General features: G+C 45.4%; 17 protein-coding genes and 1 tRNA gene. 7 read left to right on the top strand and 11 right to left on the bottom strand.

The genetic code is table 11. The features are described 5' to 3' along the window. The first annotated feature begins 68 nt into the window (after nt 1–68). Nucleotides 69–1,715, top strand: coding sequence for a chaperonin GroEL (gene groL, locus AB6D06_RS06435; protein WP_017061290.1), 1,647 nt, complete (start codon nt 69–71; stop codon nt 1,713–1,715). Nucleotides 1,716–1,867: 152 nt separating this feature from the next. Here groL and AB6D06_RS06430 read toward each other — a convergent pair whose 3' ends face one another. Beyond that, the gene (locus AB6D06_RS06430; protein WP_372110041.1) at nt 1,868–4,288 is read right to left on the bottom strand and encodes an ATP-binding protein; all 2,421 of its coding nucleotides are present in this window, start codon (nt 4,286–4,288) and stop codon (nt 1,868–1,870) included. A 441-nt stretch (nt 4,289–4,729) separates the two neighbouring features. Here AB6D06_RS06430 and AB6D06_RS06425 point away from each other — a divergent pair, with 441 nt between their 5' ends. Further along, nucleotides 4,730–5,287, top strand: a complete 558-nt coding sequence (locus AB6D06_RS06425) for a VC2662 family protein (protein WP_017061293.1) — start codon at nt 4,730–4,732, stop codon at nt 5,285–5,287. Between the two features lie 192 nt (nt 5,288–5,479). Then, nucleotides 5,480–6,958, top strand: a complete 1,479-nt coding sequence (locus AB6D06_RS06420) for a diguanylate cyclase (protein WP_017071094.1) — start codon at nt 5,480–5,482, stop codon at nt 6,956–6,958. An 86-nt stretch (nt 6,959–7,044) separates the two neighbouring features. On the opposite strand, the gene AB6D06_RS06415 is transcribed toward AB6D06_RS06420, so the two are convergent. Beyond that, nucleotides 7,045–7,533 (bottom strand): MgtC/SapB family protein, encoded by a 489-nt coding sequence (locus AB6D06_RS06415; RefSeq protein WP_004733333.1) that lies wholly within the window; start codon nt 7,531–7,533, stop codon nt 7,045–7,047. A gap of 203 nt (nt 7,534–7,736) precedes the next feature. Beyond that, nucleotides 7,737–8,759 carry an EF-P beta-lysylation protein EpmB gene (gene epmB / locus AB6D06_RS06410; RefSeq protein WP_372101463.1) on the bottom strand — a complete coding sequence of 341 codons (1,023 nt, stop codon included), beginning with the start codon at nt 8,757–8,759 and terminating at the stop codon, nt 7,737–7,739. Between the two features lie 33 nt (nt 8,760–8,792). Here epmB and efp point away from each other — a divergent pair, with 33 nt between their 5' ends. Further along, nucleotides 8,793–9,359 (top strand): elongation factor P, encoded by a 567-nt coding sequence (gene efp, locus AB6D06_RS06405; protein ID WP_017067165.1) that lies wholly within the window; start codon nt 8,793–8,795, stop codon nt 9,357–9,359. A 281-nt stretch (nt 9,360–9,640) separates the two neighbouring features. Here efp and frdD read toward each other — a convergent pair whose 3' ends face one another. From frdD to frdA, 4 genes are read right to left on the bottom strand one after another with little or no spacing between them, the layout of a single operon-like run. Continuing rightward, nucleotides 9,641–10,045 carry a fumarate reductase subunit FrdD gene (frdD, locus tag AB6D06_RS06400; protein ID WP_372101461.1) on the bottom strand — a complete coding sequence of 135 codons (405 nt, stop codon included), beginning with the start codon at nt 10,043–10,045 and terminating at the stop codon, nt 9,641–9,643. Between the two features lie 12 nt (nt 10,046–10,057). Next, a complete protein-coding gene (frdC, locus tag AB6D06_RS06395; protein WP_136977161.1) occupies nt 10,058–10,441 on the bottom strand; it encodes a fumarate reductase subunit FrdC in 384 nt (127 codons plus the stop codon). A 1-nt stretch (nt 10,442) separates the two neighbouring features. Continuing rightward, entirely contained in the window at nt 10,443–11,207 is a 765-nt protein-coding gene (locus tag AB6D06_RS06390) for a succinate dehydrogenase/fumarate reductase iron-sulfur subunit (protein ID WP_009847917.1), read from the bottom strand. After that, nucleotides 11,207–13,030, bottom strand: a complete 1,824-nt coding sequence (gene frdA / locus AB6D06_RS06385) for a fumarate reductase (quinol) flavoprotein subunit (protein ID WP_372101459.1) — start codon at nt 13,028–13,030, stop codon at nt 11,207–11,209. The genes AB6D06_RS06390 and frdA overlap by 1 nt, the downstream gene beginning before the upstream one ends. Nucleotides 13,031–13,480: 450 nt before the next feature. On the opposite strand from frdA, the gene epmA reads away from it, so the two are divergent. Beyond that, nucleotides 13,481–14,452 carry an elongation factor P--(R)-beta-lysine ligase gene (epmA, locus tag AB6D06_RS06380; protein WP_017071212.1) on the top strand — a complete coding sequence of 324 codons (972 nt, stop codon included), beginning with the start codon at nt 13,481–13,483 and terminating at the stop codon, nt 14,450–14,452. 85 nt (nt 14,453–14,537) lie between these two features. Here the strand turns inward: epmA and AB6D06_RS06375 are convergent, their stop codons facing one another. The 4 genes from AB6D06_RS06375 to rsgA all read right to left on the bottom strand — a co-directional run bounded on the left by AB6D06_RS06375 (nt 14,538) and on the right by rsgA (nt 19,364). Further along, the gene (locus tag AB6D06_RS06375) at nt 14,538–15,425 is read right to left on the bottom strand and encodes a DMT family transporter (RefSeq protein ID WP_017071213.1); all 888 of its coding nucleotides are present in this window, start codon (nt 15,423–15,425) and stop codon (nt 14,538–14,540) included. Nucleotides 15,426–15,538: 113 nt separating this feature from the next. Continuing rightward, nucleotides 15,539–16,954: a DASS family sodium-coupled anion symporter gene (locus tag AB6D06_RS06370; protein WP_017061303.1), complete on the bottom strand. Its 1,416-nt coding sequence runs from the start codon at nt 16,952–16,954 to the stop codon at nt 15,539–15,541. A 308-nt stretch (nt 16,955–17,262) separates the two neighbouring features. After that, nucleotides 17,263–18,183, bottom strand: coding sequence for an archaetidylserine decarboxylase (gene asd / locus AB6D06_RS06365; protein ID WP_017063172.1), 921 nt, complete (start codon nt 18,181–18,183; stop codon nt 17,263–17,265). A gap of 125 nt (nt 18,184–18,308) precedes the next feature. After that, entirely contained in the window at nt 18,309–19,364 is a 1,056-nt protein-coding gene (gene rsgA, locus AB6D06_RS06360) for a small ribosomal subunit biogenesis GTPase RsgA (protein WP_017061306.1), read from the bottom strand. A gap of 150 nt (nt 19,365–19,514) precedes the next feature. On the opposite strand from rsgA, the gene orn reads away from it, so the two are divergent. Next, entirely contained in the window at nt 19,515–20,060 is a 546-nt protein-coding gene (gene orn / locus AB6D06_RS06355) for an oligoribonuclease (protein ID WP_010434065.1), read from the top strand. Nucleotides 20,061–20,240: 180 nt separating this feature from the next. After that, nucleotides 20,241–20,316, top strand: a tRNA-Gly gene (locus AB6D06_RS06350). Nucleotides 20,317–20,421 lie beyond the last annotated feature (105 nt).

Raw genomic sequence — 20,421 nt, 5'->3', positions numbered from 1 at the left:
CCTCACTGTTCAGAATGACGCGATAACGCTGAGACGCCCCGAAACAAAGAATTTGAAAGGAAATTAAGATGGCTGCTAAAGACGTTAAATTTGGTAATGACGCACGTATTAAAATGCTAGAAGGTGTAAACGTTCTGGCTGACGCAGTAAAAGTAACGCTAGGTCCTAAAGGCCGTAACGTTGTTCTAGACAAATCATTTGGCGCACCAACGATCACTAAAGATGGTGTTTCAGTTGCACGTGAAATCGAACTTGAAGACAAGTTCCAAAACATGGGCGCGCAAATGGTTAAAGAAGTGGCTTCGCAAGCGAATGACGCGGCGGGCGACGGTACGACTACAGCAACAGTTCTTGCTCAAGCAATCATCACTGAAGGCTTAAAAGCCGTTGCTGCTGGCATGAATCCAATGGATCTTAAGCGCGGTATCGACAAAGCAGTTATCGCTGCAGTTGAAGAGCTAAAAGGCCTTTCTGTTCCATGTGCAGATACAAAAGCTATCGCGCAAGTAGGTACTATCTCTGCGAACTCTGATTCGACAGTAGGTAACATCATTGCTGAAGCGATGGAAAAAGTAGGTCGTGATGGCGTAATCACGGTTGAAGAAGGTCAGGCTCTACAAGACGAGCTAGACGTAGTTGAAGGTATGCAGTTCGACCGTGGTTACCTATCTCCTTACTTCATCAACAACCAAGAAGCGGGTTCTGTTGATCTAGAAAGCCCATTCATTCTTCTTATCGACAAGAAAGTTTCGAACATCCGTGAACTTCTTCCGACTCTAGAAGCGGTTGCTAAGGCATCTCGTCCACTTCTTATCATCGCTGAAGATGTAGAAGGCGAAGCGCTTGCAACTCTAGTTGTGAACAACATGCGTGGCATCGTTAAAGTGGCTGCTGTTAAAGCGCCTGGTTTCGGTGACCGTCGTAAGTCTATGCTGCAAGACATCGCTATCCTAACGGGCGGTACGGTTATCTCTGAAGAGATCGGCCTAGACCTAGAGAAAGTAACGCTAGAAGACCTAGGTCAAGCTAAGCGTGTAACTATCACTAAAGAAAACTCAACCATCATCGATGGCGCGGGCGAAGAAACAATGATCCAAGGTCGTGTTTCTCAAATCCGTCAACAAATCGAAGATGCAACGTCTGACTACGACAAAGAGAAACTTCAAGAGCGCGTAGCTAAGCTAGCTGGCGGTGTTGCAGTAATCAAAGTAGGCGCTGCAACTGAAGTTGAGATGAAAGAGAAGAAAGACCGCGTTGAAGATGCACTTCACGCAACTCGCGCTGCCGTTGAAGAGGGTGTGGTTGCTGGTGGTGGTGTTGCACTTATCCGCGCTGCATCTAAAGTTGCTGGCCTTGAAGGCGACAACGAAGAGCAAAACGTCGGTATCCGTGTTGCACTACGTGCAATGGAAGCGCCTATCCGTCAAATCACGAAGAACGCTGGTGATGAAGAATCAGTGGTTGCTAACAACGTTCGTGCTGGCGAAGGTAACTACGGTTACAACGCGGCGACTGGCGAATACGGCGACATGATTGCAATGGGTATCCTAGATCCAACTAAGGTAACTCGCTCTGCACTTCAGTTCGCAGCGTCAGTTGCTGGTCTTATGATCACAACAGAAGCGATGATCACTGATAAGCCACAAGATTCTGGCCCTGCAATGCCTGATATGGGTGGCATGGGCGGTATGGGTGGCATGGGCGGCATGATGTAATCATCCTCCTTTCTCTATAGCAGAGAAAGTCACACATAAGCTTTAGAAAACGGAGACTTCGGTCTCCGTTTTTTTGCTCTTAAGCCTTATTTATTCGCATCCCGTATCTGTATTTCAGCTTCACCATCACCCTTTTTTCCAAAGCTCCTTGGTCAGCCTGCCTTGTGCGTAAACTGTTGTTCATCAATTTTTTGCAGCATCATGTCACGCTTAAATGGTTTTGGAAGATAATCGTTCATTCCACACTCGAAGCAACGTTTAATATCATCATCGAGCACGGATGCCGTTAAAGCGAGGATATGTGTTGCCTGAAGTTGCAGGTTTTCTTCATAGCGCCTGATTCGCTCTGTTGCCTCAAAGCCATCTACATTCGGCATCATGCAGTCCATCAAGATAAGGCCGATGTCTTGATGATGCTCTTTATATAAATCAATCGCTTCTTGTCCATCATTGGCAACCCAATATTCAATCCCTAACTTATCTAAATTGATACATACCACCTTCTGATTTACGCGGTTATCTTCAACTACGAGGACTTTTTGACGTACAGTCGCTTCTATCGGCTCAGGTTGATGTTGAGGGGGTTGTGGCTGTGACCTTTCAAGCACGGAGTTCAACATGCTACTTAAGCGGGAACCGAGCATAGGAAGAGTCACATAGCCTGAGATAAAATGACACTCACTCATAGGATCACTAAGATTATCTTTCACTATGATGATTTTCACCTCTGGTGCTAAGCGATGCAGTGTTTTGGCTTGGTTAATATCTTCCATCAAAGCGATCTCTGGGAGGTCAGTTGCCGCCAAGTTTGTTTCGATTGATTTTAGTTGTGGTGAGTAACCAAGGCGGAACAAGTCATCGAGTAAAAGTTTCGATGGCGCATCTGAATAATAGACAACGGTTTGTTTACGATTTTTATGTTCAGAATGATCTGATGGCACTACGGTTAATTGGAAATGAAAGCAACTGCCCACGTCTTTCTCTGACTCAACGTTTATCGATCCTCCCATCATTTCCACCATACGTGACGAAATACTAAGCCCTAATCCGGTCCCCGCAATATTGGAGGTGATGTTGGTATCTTCTTGGCAAAACGCTTTGAAAATGTGCTCTTGTTGGTCTGCTGCGATACCAATACCCGTATCTCGAACAGAAAACTCGACCACACACTCTGTTTCCAATGATGGAAGCCGTTTAGCGGTGAATACGATAGAGCCTTGTTCTGTAAATTTGATCGCATTTGAGGCTAAATTCATCAACACTTGGCGAATTTTATTCCCATCAACATGAATGTACTCTGGGAGCTCGCCATCAATTTCAACTTCCAACTTAATCTGCTTTTGATAAGCTTTAGAAGAAATCAGAGTCACGCTATCAAACAGCAGCTCTCTTAAGTCTGTCGTATGTGGATTAATTTCCAGTTTACCCGATTCAATTTTGGACAGATCGAGAACATCGTTGATCAACATAAGTAAGGTTTGAGAAGAGGTATAGATAGTCCCAAGGCAGTCTTTCTGTTCTGCGGATAGTTTGGTTTCTGCCAGTATTTCTGACATACCAATCACGCCATTAAGCGGTGTCCGTATCTCATGAGACATATTGGCAAGAAAGGCACTTTTTGCGCGGTTTGCTTGTCGTGCTTTCTCTTGTGAAACAATCAATTGAGTTTCAAGTTGACTGGCACGCCACACAACATAAAGCAGCACCAGTAACGTCACCCCTCCTAATGCGGCTGTCGATAAGTAGCTGTACGACTTTATCTGCGTCAGGCTTTCTGCGATCTGCTTGGGTGTTTCGGTGAAAAGTAAGTTGAGCTCATCTTCAACATGATAAATACTGCTGGTGAGTTCTCCTTTGAGGCCGCTATCAGAGCTGTACCCGACACTCTTTAACCCTCGCTGCAATCGCCAAAAGTGGCGTTTAAAATTATTAAACGAAGCTAATGCACTGATCGTTCGGGAATTCTGTCCTATTTCATCTTGGATTTTGAACAATGAATCGACAATCTTATCTAATGTTGTCTGATCAAAATCGGTAAAGAACTGATACATGAGATCTTGTGTTTCTAAAGTCAATTCTTCAAGCTGCACATTATTGGATTCATGTACGAAGCGCTCAAGTGTCAACGCTGCATTTTTTAGTTTCTCAATGAGCCCAATTTGGTCCCTCTTGCCATGTATGCTGACTAACTCAAGGGCTAATAATGTAAAGGCGGTGTGGTACTCGTCGAGATACTCGACAACTTTGGCATAATTAAAAGAAATATTGAGGTCGCTTCGTACGATTTTCCCATCGATCTCAGCCAGCTTTTCGATCAGCTGACTTCGCTTTATATTGAGTTGTTCTTGAATCTCTGGTTGCCTTGTGGAAACAAACTGCTGCTCTTGTCGTCTGACAGAGAGCATAACGCTATAAGCTTCAGAAAGACTGAGCTGGAGATTAATCATGTCCTGCTCTTTGTTCTTCAGAGCATGGCTAACATAGATATAGAGGCCTAAAAATAACACGATAGCCAAAAAACCACGCGAAATAATCGCTTTAATGGTCTGTTTATTCGTAGGTTCCTTAACCATGATATTCCCACTGTTTCATATCGTTCTGTTCCTATATTAGAATTTAGTTTATTTTCAGAATTTTACGAACATTAGTTTTTGAATACCTGAGGTCTGTTGAGCTTTTATCAATAAATTTTTTAGGATGACATCGCTTTAGATGCGGCAATAAGTGTGTGGGCTATAAGCTTGTGAAACATGTTGATTTTCTCGCCTAGATTTTTGTTTGGAATAATAAGCGTTAGAGCGGAGGTTTCGGTCTCTGTTTTTTTTGCTTTTCGCATCTCGTTCACTCGAATCCCGCATCTGCTCTTAACCATTGCTCTTTATGATTTAGCGGCTTATATTCAACAGTACAGTTATTACATTGATTTAACATGGGTAGCTGTTGAATAAAGGACAATAAATGCTTGATTAAAAATGGATTAATCAAGTGAACAATAAGTCAGTGGAGACTCCCCAATGAAAAAACTACTTTCAGTACTTGCTGTGTCTGCAGCAGTAATGGCACCGGCGGCATTTGCTTCTTCGCCTGTTATGTTTTCAACGATCAATGGCTTCAACGCACCTGACTCAGATGCTGTTGGCGGTGTGCGCTTGGCTTTACTTCACGGACAAGTGAACGACCTTAAAGGTCTTGATCTTGCTGTTGTTGGTATGTCTGAGACGCAAACGACCACAGGTGTGAACCTGGGTATTTTGGGTGCATCAAAAGTGAACCAAGAAATGACCGGTGCATCTCTAGGTTTCTTCAACTGGAACACGGGTAAAACAACGGGTGTTAACCTTGGTGCTGTGAACATTACTAATGATGTGAAAGGCGCGAACGTGAGTTTCGTCAACTACTCAGAAGGTAACACTATGGTTGATGTTGGCGCTGCGAACCTTTCAGAAGTGTCTACGGTTCAGGTTGGTATCTTCAACAAAACCAACAAAATCGAAGGCGTACAAGTTGGTCTGATCAACTGTGCTGACAACGGTTTCTTCCCGTGCTTCCCGATTGTAAACTTTGCTAAGTAAGGCTTAGTGTTACTATAGTGATTCATAACGCCTAAGTGCATCTGACTTAGGCGTTATTGCAACTCAACATTTTCTTATAGATATCCAAACGCCCCTCCAAAATAGATAAGCATATTGTTTTATATTTTCTATTGCAGTATTTTTACTTATGAGTACAATGTGCGATAAATTCCTAATGATGATTTATATGCTTTGATTAACCACCATACCGTCGATTTTAAAAAGGCTTTCTTAGGCCTGACCGCCAGTTTTTTAGTAGTTTTGAGCTTGTTGCTCGTTGATTCAGCGGAAGAATCAGATAAACAGTATGGAATGGAAAACCAAGGCGTAACACGCTCTTTAGCGGAGCTCACACAGATCATAAATGCGCTTGAGTACAACATCACTGCGCTTTATCCACTGCATGGGGATACCTACGTATTCTCGCATGACAAAAAGATCGAGGGTGGGACGTGTTACTTCACCAGTGAGGAGCAACATGCCCCTCGTTTTGATTTTATGTTCTCTGGCCCTCGCGAGATGTGCAACCCGGAATCGGACCTTTATACCGAAGCGGGCAAGCGCCTGTTCATCGCGCCGACCATGGCTTATTTTGCCAATACCATTGATACCATCTCTGCGATTTATTTCATTTCAAAAGAGAAATTCATTATCTCTTCGCCTTCTGATTTTGCCAGTTACATTAAGGGCGACACCTTTGATTCGGTTGTGAATAGCAGGCCTTATTGGGTGAACACGATTCGCTTTGGCTTAGCTCAAGGGCAAGACCAAGTGGTGTATACCGGCCAATATGATGACTACCTGACAGGTCAGAAAGTGGTGACCTTAACCAAAGGAATCTACGTTAATGGTGAGTTTAAAGGGGTGTTGGGTGTCGATGGTTATGTCTCGAACCTAGTATCGAACCCTACCCATGGCTATAAAGTCACCAGTACTCGAGGCGCAAACAAATACGGGTTTATGGATTTTACGTATTCCAAGCCTCTGTATGTTGATGACATTAACACCCAGCTATATCTGAGTATTGAAGAAGATAAGAGCGAGCACTTTCTGCATGTATTGGAGATGGAGAAGATTCAGCTTTCGATACTGTTGGTTTTGTATCTGCTCTCGGTTTTATGGCTATGGCGCTTCTATACAAGACAAGAGCACCAGCGTTTAAATGAGCTAGCAATGCGCGACCCATTAACGGGCTTGCTGAATCGACGTGGTTTTGAGGCTCGATTACTGGCGCAAGATGAAGAGCCGATTATTGGTGTTGGCGTGTTTGATATCGATGATTTCAAAGTCGTTAATGATCAGCATGGCCATAAAGTGGGGGACGAGGTGATTTGCCATGTTGCTCGGTTGATGCTGAACAGCGTTAGACAGCAAGATATCGTGGCTCGATTTGGTGGCGAAGAGTTTGTTGTCGCGATTACGGGTGAATCGTCTGAGTTGCTTTCATCGATCTTTGAGCGAATTCAAAACGACATTAGCCTACAGAGTTATCGATGCCCTACGGGTGACAAGATTAGTATCTCAGTGTCTGGTGGCGCGACGCTTTACTCTTTGTATAAGTTCGACAGCGTAGGGCACTTGTGGGAAAACCAGAGTATTCGTTCGTCTGATGAGCAGCTCTATAAGGCAAAGGCTGCGGGTAAGAATCAGGTGTGTATTCAGGTGTATTAAGTTCTCCCAAAATAATGCGAAGCCTAGTCGTTTGACTAGGCTTCTTTGTATCATTGGCATTACCACTAAGGCTATCAAGTGCTGCGCTATTTCTTCACGCGACCTTTTCGCATCCACTTTTGGTGAACGCCACGACGTAAGCTTTGGAAGCTGTTTTCCACTTTATCGACACCAAGCAGAATCACTAGCGCCATTAGCGTGATAATGACCGATTGGGAAAGATGCCCTAGTGCGATCATCATACCTAATGCTGCGAGTACCCAGATAATTGCGGCTGAAGTCACGCCATGAATCTTGCCATCCAGTGTCATCATTACACCAGCCCCAAGAAATCCAACACCCGTAATTATCTGACCAAGCACACGAGCTTGATCGAGTGTGTTAGGGGAAAGGCTAATCGCCATCGTAAGGAAGAAATAGGTACCACTGATGATCAGAATCGACGTTCGGATTCCGACGGGTTTACCGCGTGTTTGCCTTTCGATTCCGATTAAAGAACCACACAGCATGCATGCAGCGAGGCCTGCCCAGCTAAAGGGGGCAAGGTTGAGAGTTTGTTCTATAAATTGTGACATATCACCCCTCCTAAAAATTTAGAATAGAGCCGAGTATGCTAATAATAGACCGGACGATCGAACAAAAACTTTTTGTCTTAACGATTGATAAAGATTACTTAAAACCTAGCAGCCGCTTGTTGTTAAGGTGAAGGCTGGTGTCGTGGTCTCTGTCGCTTCTTGGTACTCAATACGATAAGAAGCGACCATTGCTCTAGATAGAGTTATTCAATATGTAGGTCGAGTAGTGTCTTACTAGTGCGGCCGCCAATTTCACGAGTTAACTTAGGTACGAGGTAGCCAGAAACCTCAGAGATTAATCCCTTAAAGTGACGCTTGGCTTCTTCATCTGAAATATAGAAATGAGCGGCGCCCTGAACCTTATCAAGTACATGCATATAGTAAGGTAAAACACCGGCGTCGAATAGCTTTTCGCTTAATTCTTTCAATGAGTTAGCGTTGTTATTTACACCTTTTAGCATCACGCCTTGATTGAGCAGAGTAGCCCCAGTTTGCTTTAGCTTATGAAAGGCTTGCTTGAGTTCTAAGTTAATCTCGTTGGCATGATTAATATGGCTCACCATCACCACATTGAGGCGAGTTTGAGCTAACAATTGGCACAGTTCATCCGTTACTCGAGCGGGAATCACAACCGGTAATCGGCTATGAATTCGAACTGTTTTCACATGTGGAATTTGTGCGATAGCATGAATTAGCCACTCTAGTTCGCTGTCTTTTGCCATCAGTGGATCGCCACCCGACAAGATAACTTCGTTGATCTCTGGGTGAGCAGCCACATAGTCGAGACTGGTTTGCCAAACCGACTTCGAGCCCTTGTTATCTTGGTAAGGGAAGTGACGACGGAAGCAGTAGCGGCAGTTAATCGCACAACCGCCTTTCACAATCATCAGTGCACGGTTCTTGTATTTGTGCAGTAGCCCAGGAATGGCGTTGTCTTGCTCTTCCAGTGGATCAGCGGAATAGCCTTGGTGTACCTCAAACTCTTCGCTTAGCGGTAAAATTTGTCGTAGCAATGGATCGTGTGGGTTGCCTTTTTCCATTCGTTCGACAAAGCTAAGAGGTACCCGAAGTGCAAATAACTCACGAGCAGCGAAGCCTGCTTGCCACGGTGTTGGGTCTATTTCCAATGCCTCAAGCAGTTTTGTCGGGTCAGAGATCGCATTCGATAGTTGTTTGAGCCAGTTTTGCTCAACAGATTCGACTTTTCGGGTTATGATATGCGGCATTGAAATTAACTCAAAGATGTGGAAGAGAAAATCATGGCGTCAGTAAGCACCAATGAATTCAAAGGCGGTTTAAAATTCATGATGGATAACGAGCCTTGCTCAATTATCGAAAATGAATACGTTAAGCCAGGTAAAGGCCAAGCGTTTAACCGTGTTAAACTTCGTAAACTGCTGTCAGGCAAAGTGTTAGAGAAAACATTTAAGTCAGGCGATACAGTAGAACTAGCGGACGTTGTAGACGTTGAACTAGGCTACCTATACAGCGATGGCGAATTCTACCACTTCATGAACAACGAAACATTCGAGCAAATCGCTGCTGATGCAAAAGCAGTAGGCGAGACTTCTAAATGGTTAGTTGAAAACGACGTATGTACTCTAACGTTGTGGAATGATAACCCTATCACAGTAACTCCACCAAACTTTGTTGAGATCGCAGTAACAGAAACCGATCCTGGCCTTAAAGGCGACACACAAGGTACTGGCGGTAAGCCTGCAACTCTAGCAACTGGCGCGGTAGTTCGCGTACCTCTATTCATCGCAATCGGTGAAGTTGTTAAAGTTGATACTCGTACTGGCGAATACGTTGGTCGTGTGAAGTAATTGACTTCAAGTATCTGAAAAAGGTCGCTTAGGCGGCCTTTTTTTGTATCCCAAGATCAGATTCGCGTAAACGAGATGCGGGATGCGAGATACGAAGAGCTGGAAGAGCAGATATGTGTGAACGAGATGCGAGATACGAAAAGCAGGAAGATCAGAGCCGAGTCAGAGAGATAAGATATTCAACAAATAACAAAAAAGCAGAGCTGGATAACCTAGCTCTGCTTTCGTTTTTCTGCTCTTAAGCTCTTCGATACTCGATTACTCGAATCCCGTATCTGCTTTTAGATCATAAAGATGAAAATAACAGACAGTGCGCTGATTAGGCCTGCAACGAAGTAGCAGCCCACTTTACCTGCAACGCCGACGTGGAACTTAAGGTCGTGCATGCCGTGGTGAAGACGGTGCATTGCGTGCCACATTGGCAGTGCTAGCGTACCGATGATGAATAGCGCACCGATAATGCTGGTGGCGAATTCAGAAACACGCTCGTAGCTCATTGCATCCGCATCGATAATGCCCATTGGCACTAAGATACCCAGCACTAAAATCGTGATTGGTGTGATCATCGCGAACCAAGTACCGCCAGCGCCGAATAGGCCCCACCAGATTGGTTCATCAGAGCGTTTAGGGCTTTGGTTAACAGACTTAAGGTGGTTAACAGGTTTTACTTTGTAATTTGTGTTCATAACGAAAGCTCCTTACACCACAACAAGAACGATTAAAGAAATAAAAGCCACCGCTGCCCACTGGGTCAGTACGATGATTTTTTTATCAACCAATTTGCCTTTAAGACGGATTGGCATTACTTGAGGCATCATGCTGAAGAAGGTTTGAGCGTGCAGCAAGCTGCCTAGCAGTGCCACGATGTTGATACCAACGACGATAGGGTTCGCCATAAAACTCAACCAACCCACCCACGCTTCAGGGCCTTTCACTAGTGCACCCAAACCGAAGGTTAGGAACAGAGTGAATAGAATCAAAGGCAGTACAGTCGCTTCACGTAGCATGTAGAAGCGGTAGAACGGATGGTTGCTCCACCACGTTCTCTTCATCTCACGAACATAAGGCTTACGATTGCTCATATTATGCCTCCTCTGCTGTTTTTACTTGCGATCCGTCTGGCTTGAACATCGAGATAACGAAGTCCATTGAAGACTCAACTTTACCTTGGTTTACTGCAGCCGCTGGGTCTACTTTCTTCGGACATACGTCAGAACAGTAACCTACAAACGTACAGCCCCAAGCGCCATTGTCGCCATTGATAAGCTTCATACGTTCAGCTTTACCATTGTCACGGCTATCTAGGTTGTAGCGGTGAGCAAGAGCAAGTGCCGCAGGGCCGATGAACTCAGGGTTTAGACCAAACTGAGGACATGCTGCGTAACACAAACCACAGTTGATGCAGCCAGCGAACTGCTTGTATTTCGCCATTTGCTCTGGAGTTTGGATGTTCGTGCCGTCTTCTGGCTTACGGTCGTTACCAATGATGTAAGGCTTGATTGCTTCAAGGCGCTCGATGAACGGCGTCATGTCGACAATCAAATCTTTTTCGATTGGGAAGTTAGCCAAAGGCTCAATTTTGAAGCCGTTTGGATAATCACGTAAGAAGCTCTTACACGCCAGTTTTGGCACGCCATCAACCATGATGCCGCAAGAACCACAAATCGCCATACGACAAGACCAACGGTAAGACAGGTCTTTATCTAGGTTGTCTTTGATGTAACCGATCGCATCAAGTACTGACATGGTTTCATCAAACGGAACTTCAAAGGTTTGAAAGTGAGGTTCTGCATCGTGCTCAGGGTCATAACGCAGGATTTCAATTTTTTGGATTCGATTCGCTGACATTATGCTTGCTCCTCTTCGCTCTTCTTCGCATTCTCTTCTGCTGCTTTTTCAGCGGCAGCGGCTTTCTCTGCAGCTTCACCGTACAGACGAGCTTTAGGTTGAGATTTAGTAATCTTAACGCCGCTGTAGTCGATGGTTGGTGCTGCATCTTCGTTGTAGAAAGATAGAGAGTGTTTCAGGAAGTTTACGTCATCACGTTCTGTGCAGTTGTCGTCTAGACGTTGGTGTGCACCGCGAGACTCTTTACGAAGGATCGCTGAGTGAACCATCGCTTCTGCAACTTCAAGACCGTAACCCACTTCGATAGCGTAAAGTAGGTCAGTGTTGAATACTTTGCCTTTGTCTTTAATGCTGATCTTCTTGTAGCGAGCTTTCAGTTCAGTGAGTTTGTCGATGGTCTTTTGCATCAAGTCTTCTTGACGGTAGATACCACAACCCGCTTCCATGGTGTGACCCATTTCAGTACGGATATCAGCCCAGTTCTCGTCGCCTTCTTGAGCCAAGATGCCTGCGATGCGCTCTTCAACCGCTTTCACTTGCTTAGCGATAGACTCTTCGTTCCAGCCTTTGAATTCAGCAGCGCGTTTCACTGCTTCTTCACCAGCAACGCGGCCAAATACTACGAACTCAGCCAGTGAGTTAGAACCTAGGCGGTTTGCACCGTGTAGGCCAACTGAAGCACATTCACCAACGGCGAATAGGCCTTTAATACGAGTTTCACAGGTACCGTTAGTCTCAATACCACCCATGGTGTAGTGAACGGTTGGACGAATTGGGATTGGCTCTTTTGCTGGGTCTACGTTTACGTACGCTTTTGCTAGCTCACAGATGAACGGTAGACGCTCTTGCAGGTACTCTTCACCAAGGTGGCGAAGGTCAAGGTGCACGACATCACCAAGTGGGTGCTTGATGGTGTTGCCTTTCTGCTGCTCGTGCCAGAATGCTTGAGAAACTTTGTCACGTGGACCCAGTTCCATGTATTTGTTTTTCGGCTCGCCCACTGGAGTTTCAGGGCCCATGCCGTAATCTTGCAGGTAACGGTAGCCGTTCTTGTTGACGATGATACCGCCTTCACCACGACAACCTTCGGTCATCAAGATGCCAGTGCCCGGTAGGCCTGTTGGGTGGTATTGAACGAACTCCATATCACGCAGTGGTACACCGTGGCGATAAGCCATTGCCATACCGTCGCCAGTTACGATGCCGCCGTTGGTATTACAGTGGTAAACACGACCTGCGCCGCCGGTTGCTAGAACAACAGATTTTGCTTTGATGGTAACAAGCTCACCTTCAGACATGTGAATCGCGATTAGGCCTTGTACTTCGCCATCTTCAACGAGCAAATCCACCACAAAGTACTCATCAAATCGTTTGATTGTGTCGTACTTCATCGAAGTCTGGAACAGAGTATGAAGCATGTGGAAGCCGGTTTTATCCGCTGCGAACCACGTTCTCTCTACCTTCATACCGCCGAATCGGCGTACGTTTACTTCACCGTTTTCTTTACGACTCCATGGGCAGCCCCATTGTTCCATTTGGATCATTTCGCGAGTCGAGTTTTCAACAAAGTATTCAACAACATCCTGTTCACATAGCCAGTCGCCACCGCCAACAGTATCGTTGAAGTGGTTATCTAGGCTATCTTCGTCTTTAATTACCGCTGCTGAACCGCCTTCTGCCGCTACCGTGTGCGAACGCATTGGGTAAACTTTAGAAATCAGTGCTACTTCCAGTTCAGGATTAGCTTCAGCCGCAGCAATAGCTGTACGAAGACCAGCGCCGCCTGCGCCGATGACTGCGATATCTGTGGTAATTGTCTTCACAGTTATTCTCCAGTGTGATGCGGAGTATTCCGCTTGTTATTATAAAAAGCATTTAGAGAGTACTTAAACGGCATCAACCGTTTATCACCCCTAAGCCTTAAGTGGTAGGTTCAGTGTAAGAGAGGAAGGTATTCGAAAAGTTGATGCATTTGGGTTTTTAGGTCGGTAGTGCATATGGAGGCATAGAAATTATAGGTTATGTGACTGCAATCACGGCAATGAATTGTTGATAACGATTAACCCACAAGACTTGTGTTAACGGCTTGTTGAGTATGATTTTTGTTATCAATGTGGATGTGAAAGCTGTATTGATAATTGTATTGTAGAACGTAATTTTCTGGCTTCATTAAAGCAACATTTTGCTTCCATCTATAGAAAGATAGAAGCTTACAAAAGAGGCGAAAGGTGGTAATTTCCGTCGCCTAGAATTCAGTAATATGGAACTTAATAATGCACTCAACATGGCAACCAGCCGCAACCATTAAGCAGTTAAAGCAACGTGCTGATATCCTTAATCAAATCCGTCAGTTCTTTGCTGAGCGAAACGTGATGGAAGTGGATACGCCTGCGATGAGCCACGCCACGGTGACGGACGTGCATTTGCATACTTTCAAAACTGAATTCGTAGGGCCGGGTTATGCGCACGGTCAGCCTCTATTCTTTATGACTAGCCCTGAGTTTCATATGAAACGTCTATTAGCGGCCGGCAGTGGCTGTATTTATCAAATTTGTAAGTCTTTCCGGAATGAAGAAAATGGCCGTTACCACAACCCTGAGTTCACCATGTTGGAGTGGTATCGCGTTGGCTTTGATCACCATGACCTGATGGATGAAATGGATTTGCTGTTACAGCAGGTACTTAAATCGGGCTCAGCAGAGCGAATGACTTACCAACAAGCCTTTATTGACGTGTTAGGTGTGTGTCCCCTGGAAGATTCGATGGCTACGCTAAAGCAAGCCGCAGCAAAACTTGGGCTCAGCGATATAGCTGACCCTGAAGAAGATCGTGATACCTTGCTGCAGTTGCTGTTTAGTATTGGGGTTGAAGCCAAAATAGGCCAACAAGTCCCTGCGTTTGTTTATGACTTTCCGGCTTCACAAGCGGCATTGGCTAAGATTAATCCTGAGGATTCGCGAGTGGCGGATCGCTTTGAGGTGTATTTCAAAGGCATCGAGTTAGCAAACGGCTTCCATGAATTAGATAAGCCACAAGAGCAGCTCAAGCGCTTTGAAGATGACAATGCCAAACGTATTGAGATGGGCTTATCGCCTCAACCGATTGACCATCACTTGATTGAGGCATTAAAAGCGGGCTTACCAGACTGTGCGGGTGTTGCTTTAGGTATTGATCGTCTGATCATGCTGGCGTTAGGTTATGACCACATCGATGACGTGACGGCTTTTCCTTTCCCACGTTCTTAACTTTTTGCTTTTGTTTTTACTGAGAGTGAATAGTCATTAGCTATTCACTCTCAGTTTCCAATCAGCTGCCAATTAACTTCACTAGCTAGCTGACTAGAATACCAGTACCTACTACGGCAACAATGGCACCGATCCAAGCGTAGGCATTTGGTCTCTGTTTGGTGTACAGCCAAAGTATTGGTAACAACATGATAGGTGTGGTTGAAGACAACAGAGCAACCATGCCGACATTTCCTTCTTGCAGTGCATACAAGATCAGCGTCATTCCCACCGCCATCGCTAAAAATCCGTTCACTGCGGTAATCGCAAATATTTGACCATTCATCGGGTTGATTGCGCGTGAGAGCTTAGCGCCAGTTAGACGAAATGCGGAGTGAGCAACAAAAGCGGTAATCATACGAATCGCTGAAGCGGCAACAGGGTCTATGCTGGTTTGCATCACGGGTTTTGCAATAATACCGCCCAAGGCTTGGCAAATAGCGGCAGTGATTCCGAGAGCTACACCAATCCACACGGTGCCCTTGATGGTTTCGAGTTGGTTGTTGGCTTGTCCTCGACGACCAAAGAATATCGCGGTTAAAACGCCGCTAAACACCAAAGCCGAGCCAATCAGCTCCACCGAAGTCATGCTTTCGCTAAATAGGAAGTAACCAAGAATTGCCGAGAACACGGCGTGACAAGAGAACAGCAAACCTGCTTGGCGCGGTCCCATTCTGTTCAAACAAGCAAATAGGGCGGTATCACCAATGAAGATGCCAATTAGCCCAGACAGCATCATCGGCGTGACGAGGTCTGCTTCGACCGTTGACCAGCCACCAGTAAACCAAGCCATGCTCGATAAGATGATAGCAGTGCAACCCATGCGCCAACGGCTATAGGCGAAAGAACCTAAGTGTTGAGCAGGCTTTACTGACATCAGGCTCGCGATAGCCCAAAGAAAAGCGGCAGCAAGAGCCAACCATTCGAATCCCATTGAAGTGTACGTCCGTGTCAAAATGTAGAAGTGGGGGATTCAATATGCACTAAACCTTCCAGATAGCAAAGACGTGATTACTATCTGGAAGGGCATTAGTAGGGATTAACGTGCTAGGTGATGATAAACAGGGCGAGGTAAACCATCAGCAAGCCCACAATACCTAAGATGATGCCCATCTTCGCCATGTCTTTGCTTTCGATAAGCCCGGTCGAGTAGGCCAGTGAGTTTGGTGGTGTCGATACGGGCAGAATCATGCCAAGTGACGCAGAGAAGGCGACCACAACCAGCAAGCCTTGCAGACCACCAATCGCAACTAGGCTTTCCATGGAAGCACCAATTGCAGCGGCTATCGGCATCAGCAAGTTGGCCGTCGCAGTGTTTGACATGAAGTTCGCCATTAACCAACACACGATAGACAATGTCAGTACCACAGCTGCAGGTGACAGCGATTCATAGTCAATTGCGTGTGCGAGTGCAGCGGCTAAGCCTGTTTTATCTAAGCCAATACCAATCGCAATACCACCTGCGACCAGCCACAACACATCCCAGTTAATCAGCTTGAGTTCTTCTTTGCCCATGATGCCAGTGAGCGTAAACACAGCCAGTGGAATGATAGACACGACATAGGTGTTCATGCCGTGCAGTTTGGTGGTCATCCACAATAAGATTGTCGCAGCGAAGGTGATGTAAACCACAATCGCTCGCCAGCTCTTTCTAAATTGTCCATCAAGCTTGAGCACCATGTTTCTTTCTTTAGAAGGGAAGAGTTTTTGTAGAAGAAACCAAGCGATGGTGAGTTGGATGATCACAAAGGGTAAGCCCATCATCATCCAGCTGAGGAAGTCGATGGTATTTTCACCCGTTAGGTATTGCAGCGCGATGGCATTGGGCGGTGTACCGATTGGGGTTGCGATACCGCCAGTATTGGCAGCAATTGGAATACACAACACGAGCGCTTTGATACCCATATCGCCTTTTGGTGCAGATGCCACGATAGGGCCGAGCAGCGCAAGCATCATTACCGTCGTTGCGGTATTTGACATGAACATTGAGAACACGGCGGTGATCAGCATTAAGCCGAGCATAATGAAGCGCGGCTCTGTACCAAATGGTTTGAGAAGCACTCGAGCTAGGTTGTTATCGAGTTCATACTTGGATGCGGATATCGCAAGAGCAAAACCACCCATGAAAAGGATGATGATCGGTGACGAAAATGCACCGAAGATGTCGGTATATTTGATTAACTCACCGAGATCGTGCCCCGCTGGTGGATTTCTAAATAGGTGTAAACCTTTGTCAGATATCATCACCAGTTCAAGCGCAATGATCAAAATGGAAGTGGCGAATACCGGTACAGGTTCAAGCACCCACAGCAGGGCTGCTAATAAGAATATCGCCAACAGGCGGTGTTGAATCAGCGTGAGATCATCGATTGGTATTGAATCTATCGGCATGAATAACACGCCTAAGGGAATCGCAAAACAAATCAACAGCTTGACCAGAACGCCAACATTGAGTTTAGGCATGTACAAAGACCCTATAAATAAAATATCTTCAAATAGAGTAAGTTATCTGGATTTCTGGTACTTGGAGACGGGTTGGAAAATCAAAAAGTTGTTTAAGGTTTCGACAGTTGTTTTGTTTTTGGTCAATCTTTTATCTGGGCAATTAGAGACAAGAGTGAGAAGCAGCAGGTGGCTGGGCAGGGTTTGAAAGATTGAGTTGTTAGAGCTTGAGTAGCAAATGAATCGGTAGAGTTAAGAAAAAGGCGCGTTCTTCTCTGAAATAGAAAAAGTAACGCGCCTTGAAAGCTTAAATGAGTTAACTCAAATTGTTAAGCTTGGTCAGTGTTCTCAGCAGAATCGGTAACAACATCGTCATTTGCTTGCGCTTCTTTGCCAGCAATGTGCGCGAAAGGTGTACCAAGAACCGTTTTCTCGCCATTTTGCATAGTGTCGTCAAACTTGATCGCATCTTTAGCGAACAGGTTGATAACGGTTGAACCAAGCTTAAAGCGGCCCATCTCTTCGCCTTTCTTCAAGATGATCGCTTTGTCACCTTGTGCAGGGTAATCCCATTTGTAAACCGAGTTACCACGAGGTGGGGTGATGGTACCTGCCCATACTTGCTCGATGCTACCTACGATCGTTGCGCCAACCAGCACTTGTGCCATTGGGCCAAATTCCGTATCGAAGATACAAACGACACGCTCATTACGTGCGAATAGGTTTGGAACGTTTTCTGCCGTTAACGGGTTAACTGAGAAAAGGTCACCTGGAACGTAGATCATCTGGCGCAGTGTGCCGTCGCATGGCATGTGCACGCGGTGGTAATCACTTGGAGACAGGTAAAGCGTTGCGAATTCACCGTCTTTAAATTCATCCGCTAGCGCAGCATCACCACCCAATAGCTCGCGAGCTGAGTAGTTATGGCCTTTCGCTTGAATCAGTTGACCGTCAGTAATTGGGCCAAATTGGCTCACACGTGCATCTGCAGGGTGAACAATAACAGACTCACCTTCAGCGATAGGACGCATGCCTTCTTTCAATTCACGCACGAAGAATTCATTGAATGTTTTAAAGTGTTTTGGATCGCTATGCAGAGCTTCATCCATGTTCACTTTGTATTGCTTGATGAACCAGTTGATGATCGCTGTCGTTAAGCCGCCCGCTTTAGCAGACGCAAGTTTGCCGACTAGGCGAGTTAATCCATGTTGTGGAATCCAGTACTGCAATCCAACTTTAATCTTATCCATTGTATTAATTTTCCAATGCTAATTGTTTTTCAATTAAATCTGTCGATGACGGTTTAGGGCGCGAGATGTTACTTAAATTCGCGCCAATTGTCAGTAAATGCACACATTTGTTCACAAAAACGCGATTAGAGATCGGCTTTTTTGTTGCGTGAATACTGACGGTTATCTTTGTTACTCGCCATGCTTTCAATGATGCGGTGGTAGTTGTCGAAACGTAATCGACTGATCTTTCCGTTTTCTACCGCTTCGCGCAGGATGCAGCCTGGGTCATCAATGTGTTTACAGTCACGGAACTTACAACCGCCAAGGTAAGGCTTGAACTCGATAAAGGCTTCAGTGATTTCGTCGGCCTCTAGGTGCCATAGGCCGAATTCACGCACTCCTGGTGAATCAATCAGATCACCACCAGAAGGGAAGTGGTATAAACGAGCTGCCGTGGTTGTGTGCTGACCAAGACCTGAGTTCTCAGAGACTTCGCCTTCTTCAATGTCTAGCGTAGGCATTAATGCATTCACTAGGCTTGATTTACCCACACCCGATTGACCAACAAAGATGTTGATACGGTCTTTGAGCTCAGCTTCCAGCTCTTTGATGCCGTAGCCAGACTCTTTACTCACGAACATCACTTTATAGCCGATCTTCTCGTACTCTTTAAGTGTTTCACGGTATTCAGCAATCTGCTCATCAGTCAGTAGATCGACCTTGTTCAGTACAACAAGCGGCGCGATGTTTACCGTTTCTGAAGCAATTAGGTAACGGTCGATAATATTAAGTGATAGCTCTGGTAGCACAGCCGATACGATAACCATTTGGTCGACGTTCGCAGCTACTGGCTTTAGGCCATCGTAGTAATCAGGGCGAGTCAGCATTGAAGTTCTCGGCTCAACCGCTTCCACAACGCCAGAAATACCGGCCATTGATTCTAAGCCTGCGCGCCAAGTCACTCGGTCACCAGAAACTAAAGTCTCGATACTACGGCGTAAGTTACAACGATGAACTTCGTTAGTTTCAAGATCTTCGATATCAGCATGTTGGCCAAAGCGCGTAATCACGAGTCCGCTTTTGGTTCCGCCAAGCATGTTCTCATCCCATTGGATAGAATCTTCTTTCTTGAGTCGCTTGTTCTGGTTGCTACGTACACGACGTACTTGACCTTTGGTTAACTTCTTTTTTTTAGCCACAATTTTTCACTTAACACATCTAACTTGATGATTGGGGACTCAAACAGGATGTTGCTGGTACCACGTGATTTCGATGGTCCTAAAGCTAGTTTGAGTATAGTTATTTGGGTATAGTACCTCTTTTACACATAAACAAATAGGCGACGCCTTATGTCCTTTAGCGATCAGAACCTTATTTGGGTTGATCTAGAGATGACAGGACTTGATCCTGAAACTCATAAAATCATTGAAATTGCTACTATCGTTACTGATAGTGAGCTTAACATCCTGGCTGAAGGACCTGTTTTGGCTATTCACCAACCTCAGAGTGAATTGGACAAGATGGACGAGTGGTGTACAACGACTCACACTGGCAGCGGCCTCGTGAAGCGAATTCAAGAAAGCACGGTTTCAGAGCAAGATGCCATCCAACAAACCATTGAGTTTCTTGAAAAATGGGTACCAAAAGGTAAGTCACCAATTTGTGGCAACAGCATTGGTCAAGACCGTCGTTTCCTATACAAGCACATGCCAGAGTTAGAAGAGTACTTCCACTACCGCTATGTTGACGTAAGCACTCTGAAAGAGCTGACTCGTCGTTGGAAACCTGAAGTGTTAGATGGTTTTTCTAAGTCGGGAAGTCACCTTGCGTTAGACGATATTCGAGAGTCGATCGCCGAGCTGCAGTACTACCGAAAAACGATTATTAACATCTAGTCGAATAAAATGATCACGTTTATCTAACTTTTCAGGGACATAAGAGCCGTTTTTTTTGTAAATCTGTGTGCTTTTACAGCAGTTGAGTAAAAAGTTTCGTAATTTTGCATTAAGGACTTGCATCACAAAAAAATGCTCTTATAATTCGCAGCCCTGAACGGAGAAAGACGTTTTCAGATTGCGATACTAGCTCAGTTGGTAGAGCGCAACCTTGCCAAGGTTGAGGTCATCGGTTCGAACCCGATGTATCGCTCCAATTTGTAGGTTACGGCGAAAGCGGTAATCGAAAGGTGAAAGACCTTTTATAATGCGATACTAGCTCAGTTGGTAGAGCGCAACCTTGCCAAGGTTGAGGTCATCG

It is taken from the genome of Vibrio sp. 10N.239.311.G01, from assembly GCF_041465805.1.
Classification (GTDB): domain Bacteria; phylum Pseudomonadota; class Gammaproteobacteria; order Enterobacterales; family Vibrionaceae; genus Vibrio; species Vibrio crassostreae_C.
Note: the sequence above shows the minus strand (reverse complement) of the source record. Positions and strands in the feature narration are given on the sequence as shown.

Coding starts and splice junctions, on each gene's coding strand:
- groL (WP_017061290.1), top strand. CDS start 69: ATGGCTGCTAAAGACGTTAAATTTGGTAATGACGCACGTATTAAAATG.
- AB6D06_RS06430 (WP_372110041.1), bottom strand. CDS start 4,288: ATGGTTAAGGAACCTACGAATAAACAGACCATTAAAGCGATTATTTCG.
- AB6D06_RS06425 (WP_017061293.1), top strand. CDS start 4,730: ATGAAAAAACTACTTTCAGTACTTGCTGTGTCTGCAGCAGTAATGGCA.
- AB6D06_RS06415 (WP_004733333.1), bottom strand. CDS start 7,533: ATGTCACAATTTATAGAACAAACTCTCAACCTTGCCCCCTTTAGCTGG.
- epmB (WP_372101463.1), bottom strand. CDS start 8,759: ATGCCGCATATCATAACCCGAAAAGTCGAATCTGTTGAGCAAAACTGG.
- efp (WP_017067165.1), top strand. CDS start 8,793: ATGGCGTCAGTAAGCACCAATGAATTCAAAGGCGGTTTAAAATTCATG.
- frdD (WP_372101461.1), bottom strand. CDS start 10,045: ATGAACACAAATTACAAAGTAAAACCTGTTAACCACCTTAAGTCTGTT.
- frdC (WP_136977161.1), bottom strand. CDS start 10,441: ATGAGCAATCGTAAGCCTTATGTTCGTGAGATGAAGAGAACGTGGTGG.
- AB6D06_RS06390 (WP_009847917.1), bottom strand. CDS start 11,207: ATGTCAGCGAATCGAATCCAAAAAATTGAAATCCTGCGTTATGACCCT.
- epmA (WP_017071212.1), top strand. CDS start 13,481: ATGCACTCAACATGGCAACCAGCCGCAACCATTAAGCAGTTAAAGCAA.
- AB6D06_RS06375 (WP_017071213.1), bottom strand. CDS start 15,425: ATGGGATTCGAATGGTTGGCTCTTGCTGCCGCTTTTCTTTGGGCTATC.
- AB6D06_RS06370 (WP_017061303.1), bottom strand. CDS start 16,954: ATGCCTAAACTCAATGTTGGCGTTCTGGTCAAGCTGTTGATTTGTTTT.
- asd (WP_017063172.1), bottom strand. CDS start 18,183: ATGGATAAGATTAAAGTTGGATTGCAGTACTGGATTCCACAACATGGA.
- orn (WP_010434065.1), top strand. CDS start 19,515: ATGTCCTTTAGCGATCAGAACCTTATTTGGGTTGATCTAGAGATGACA.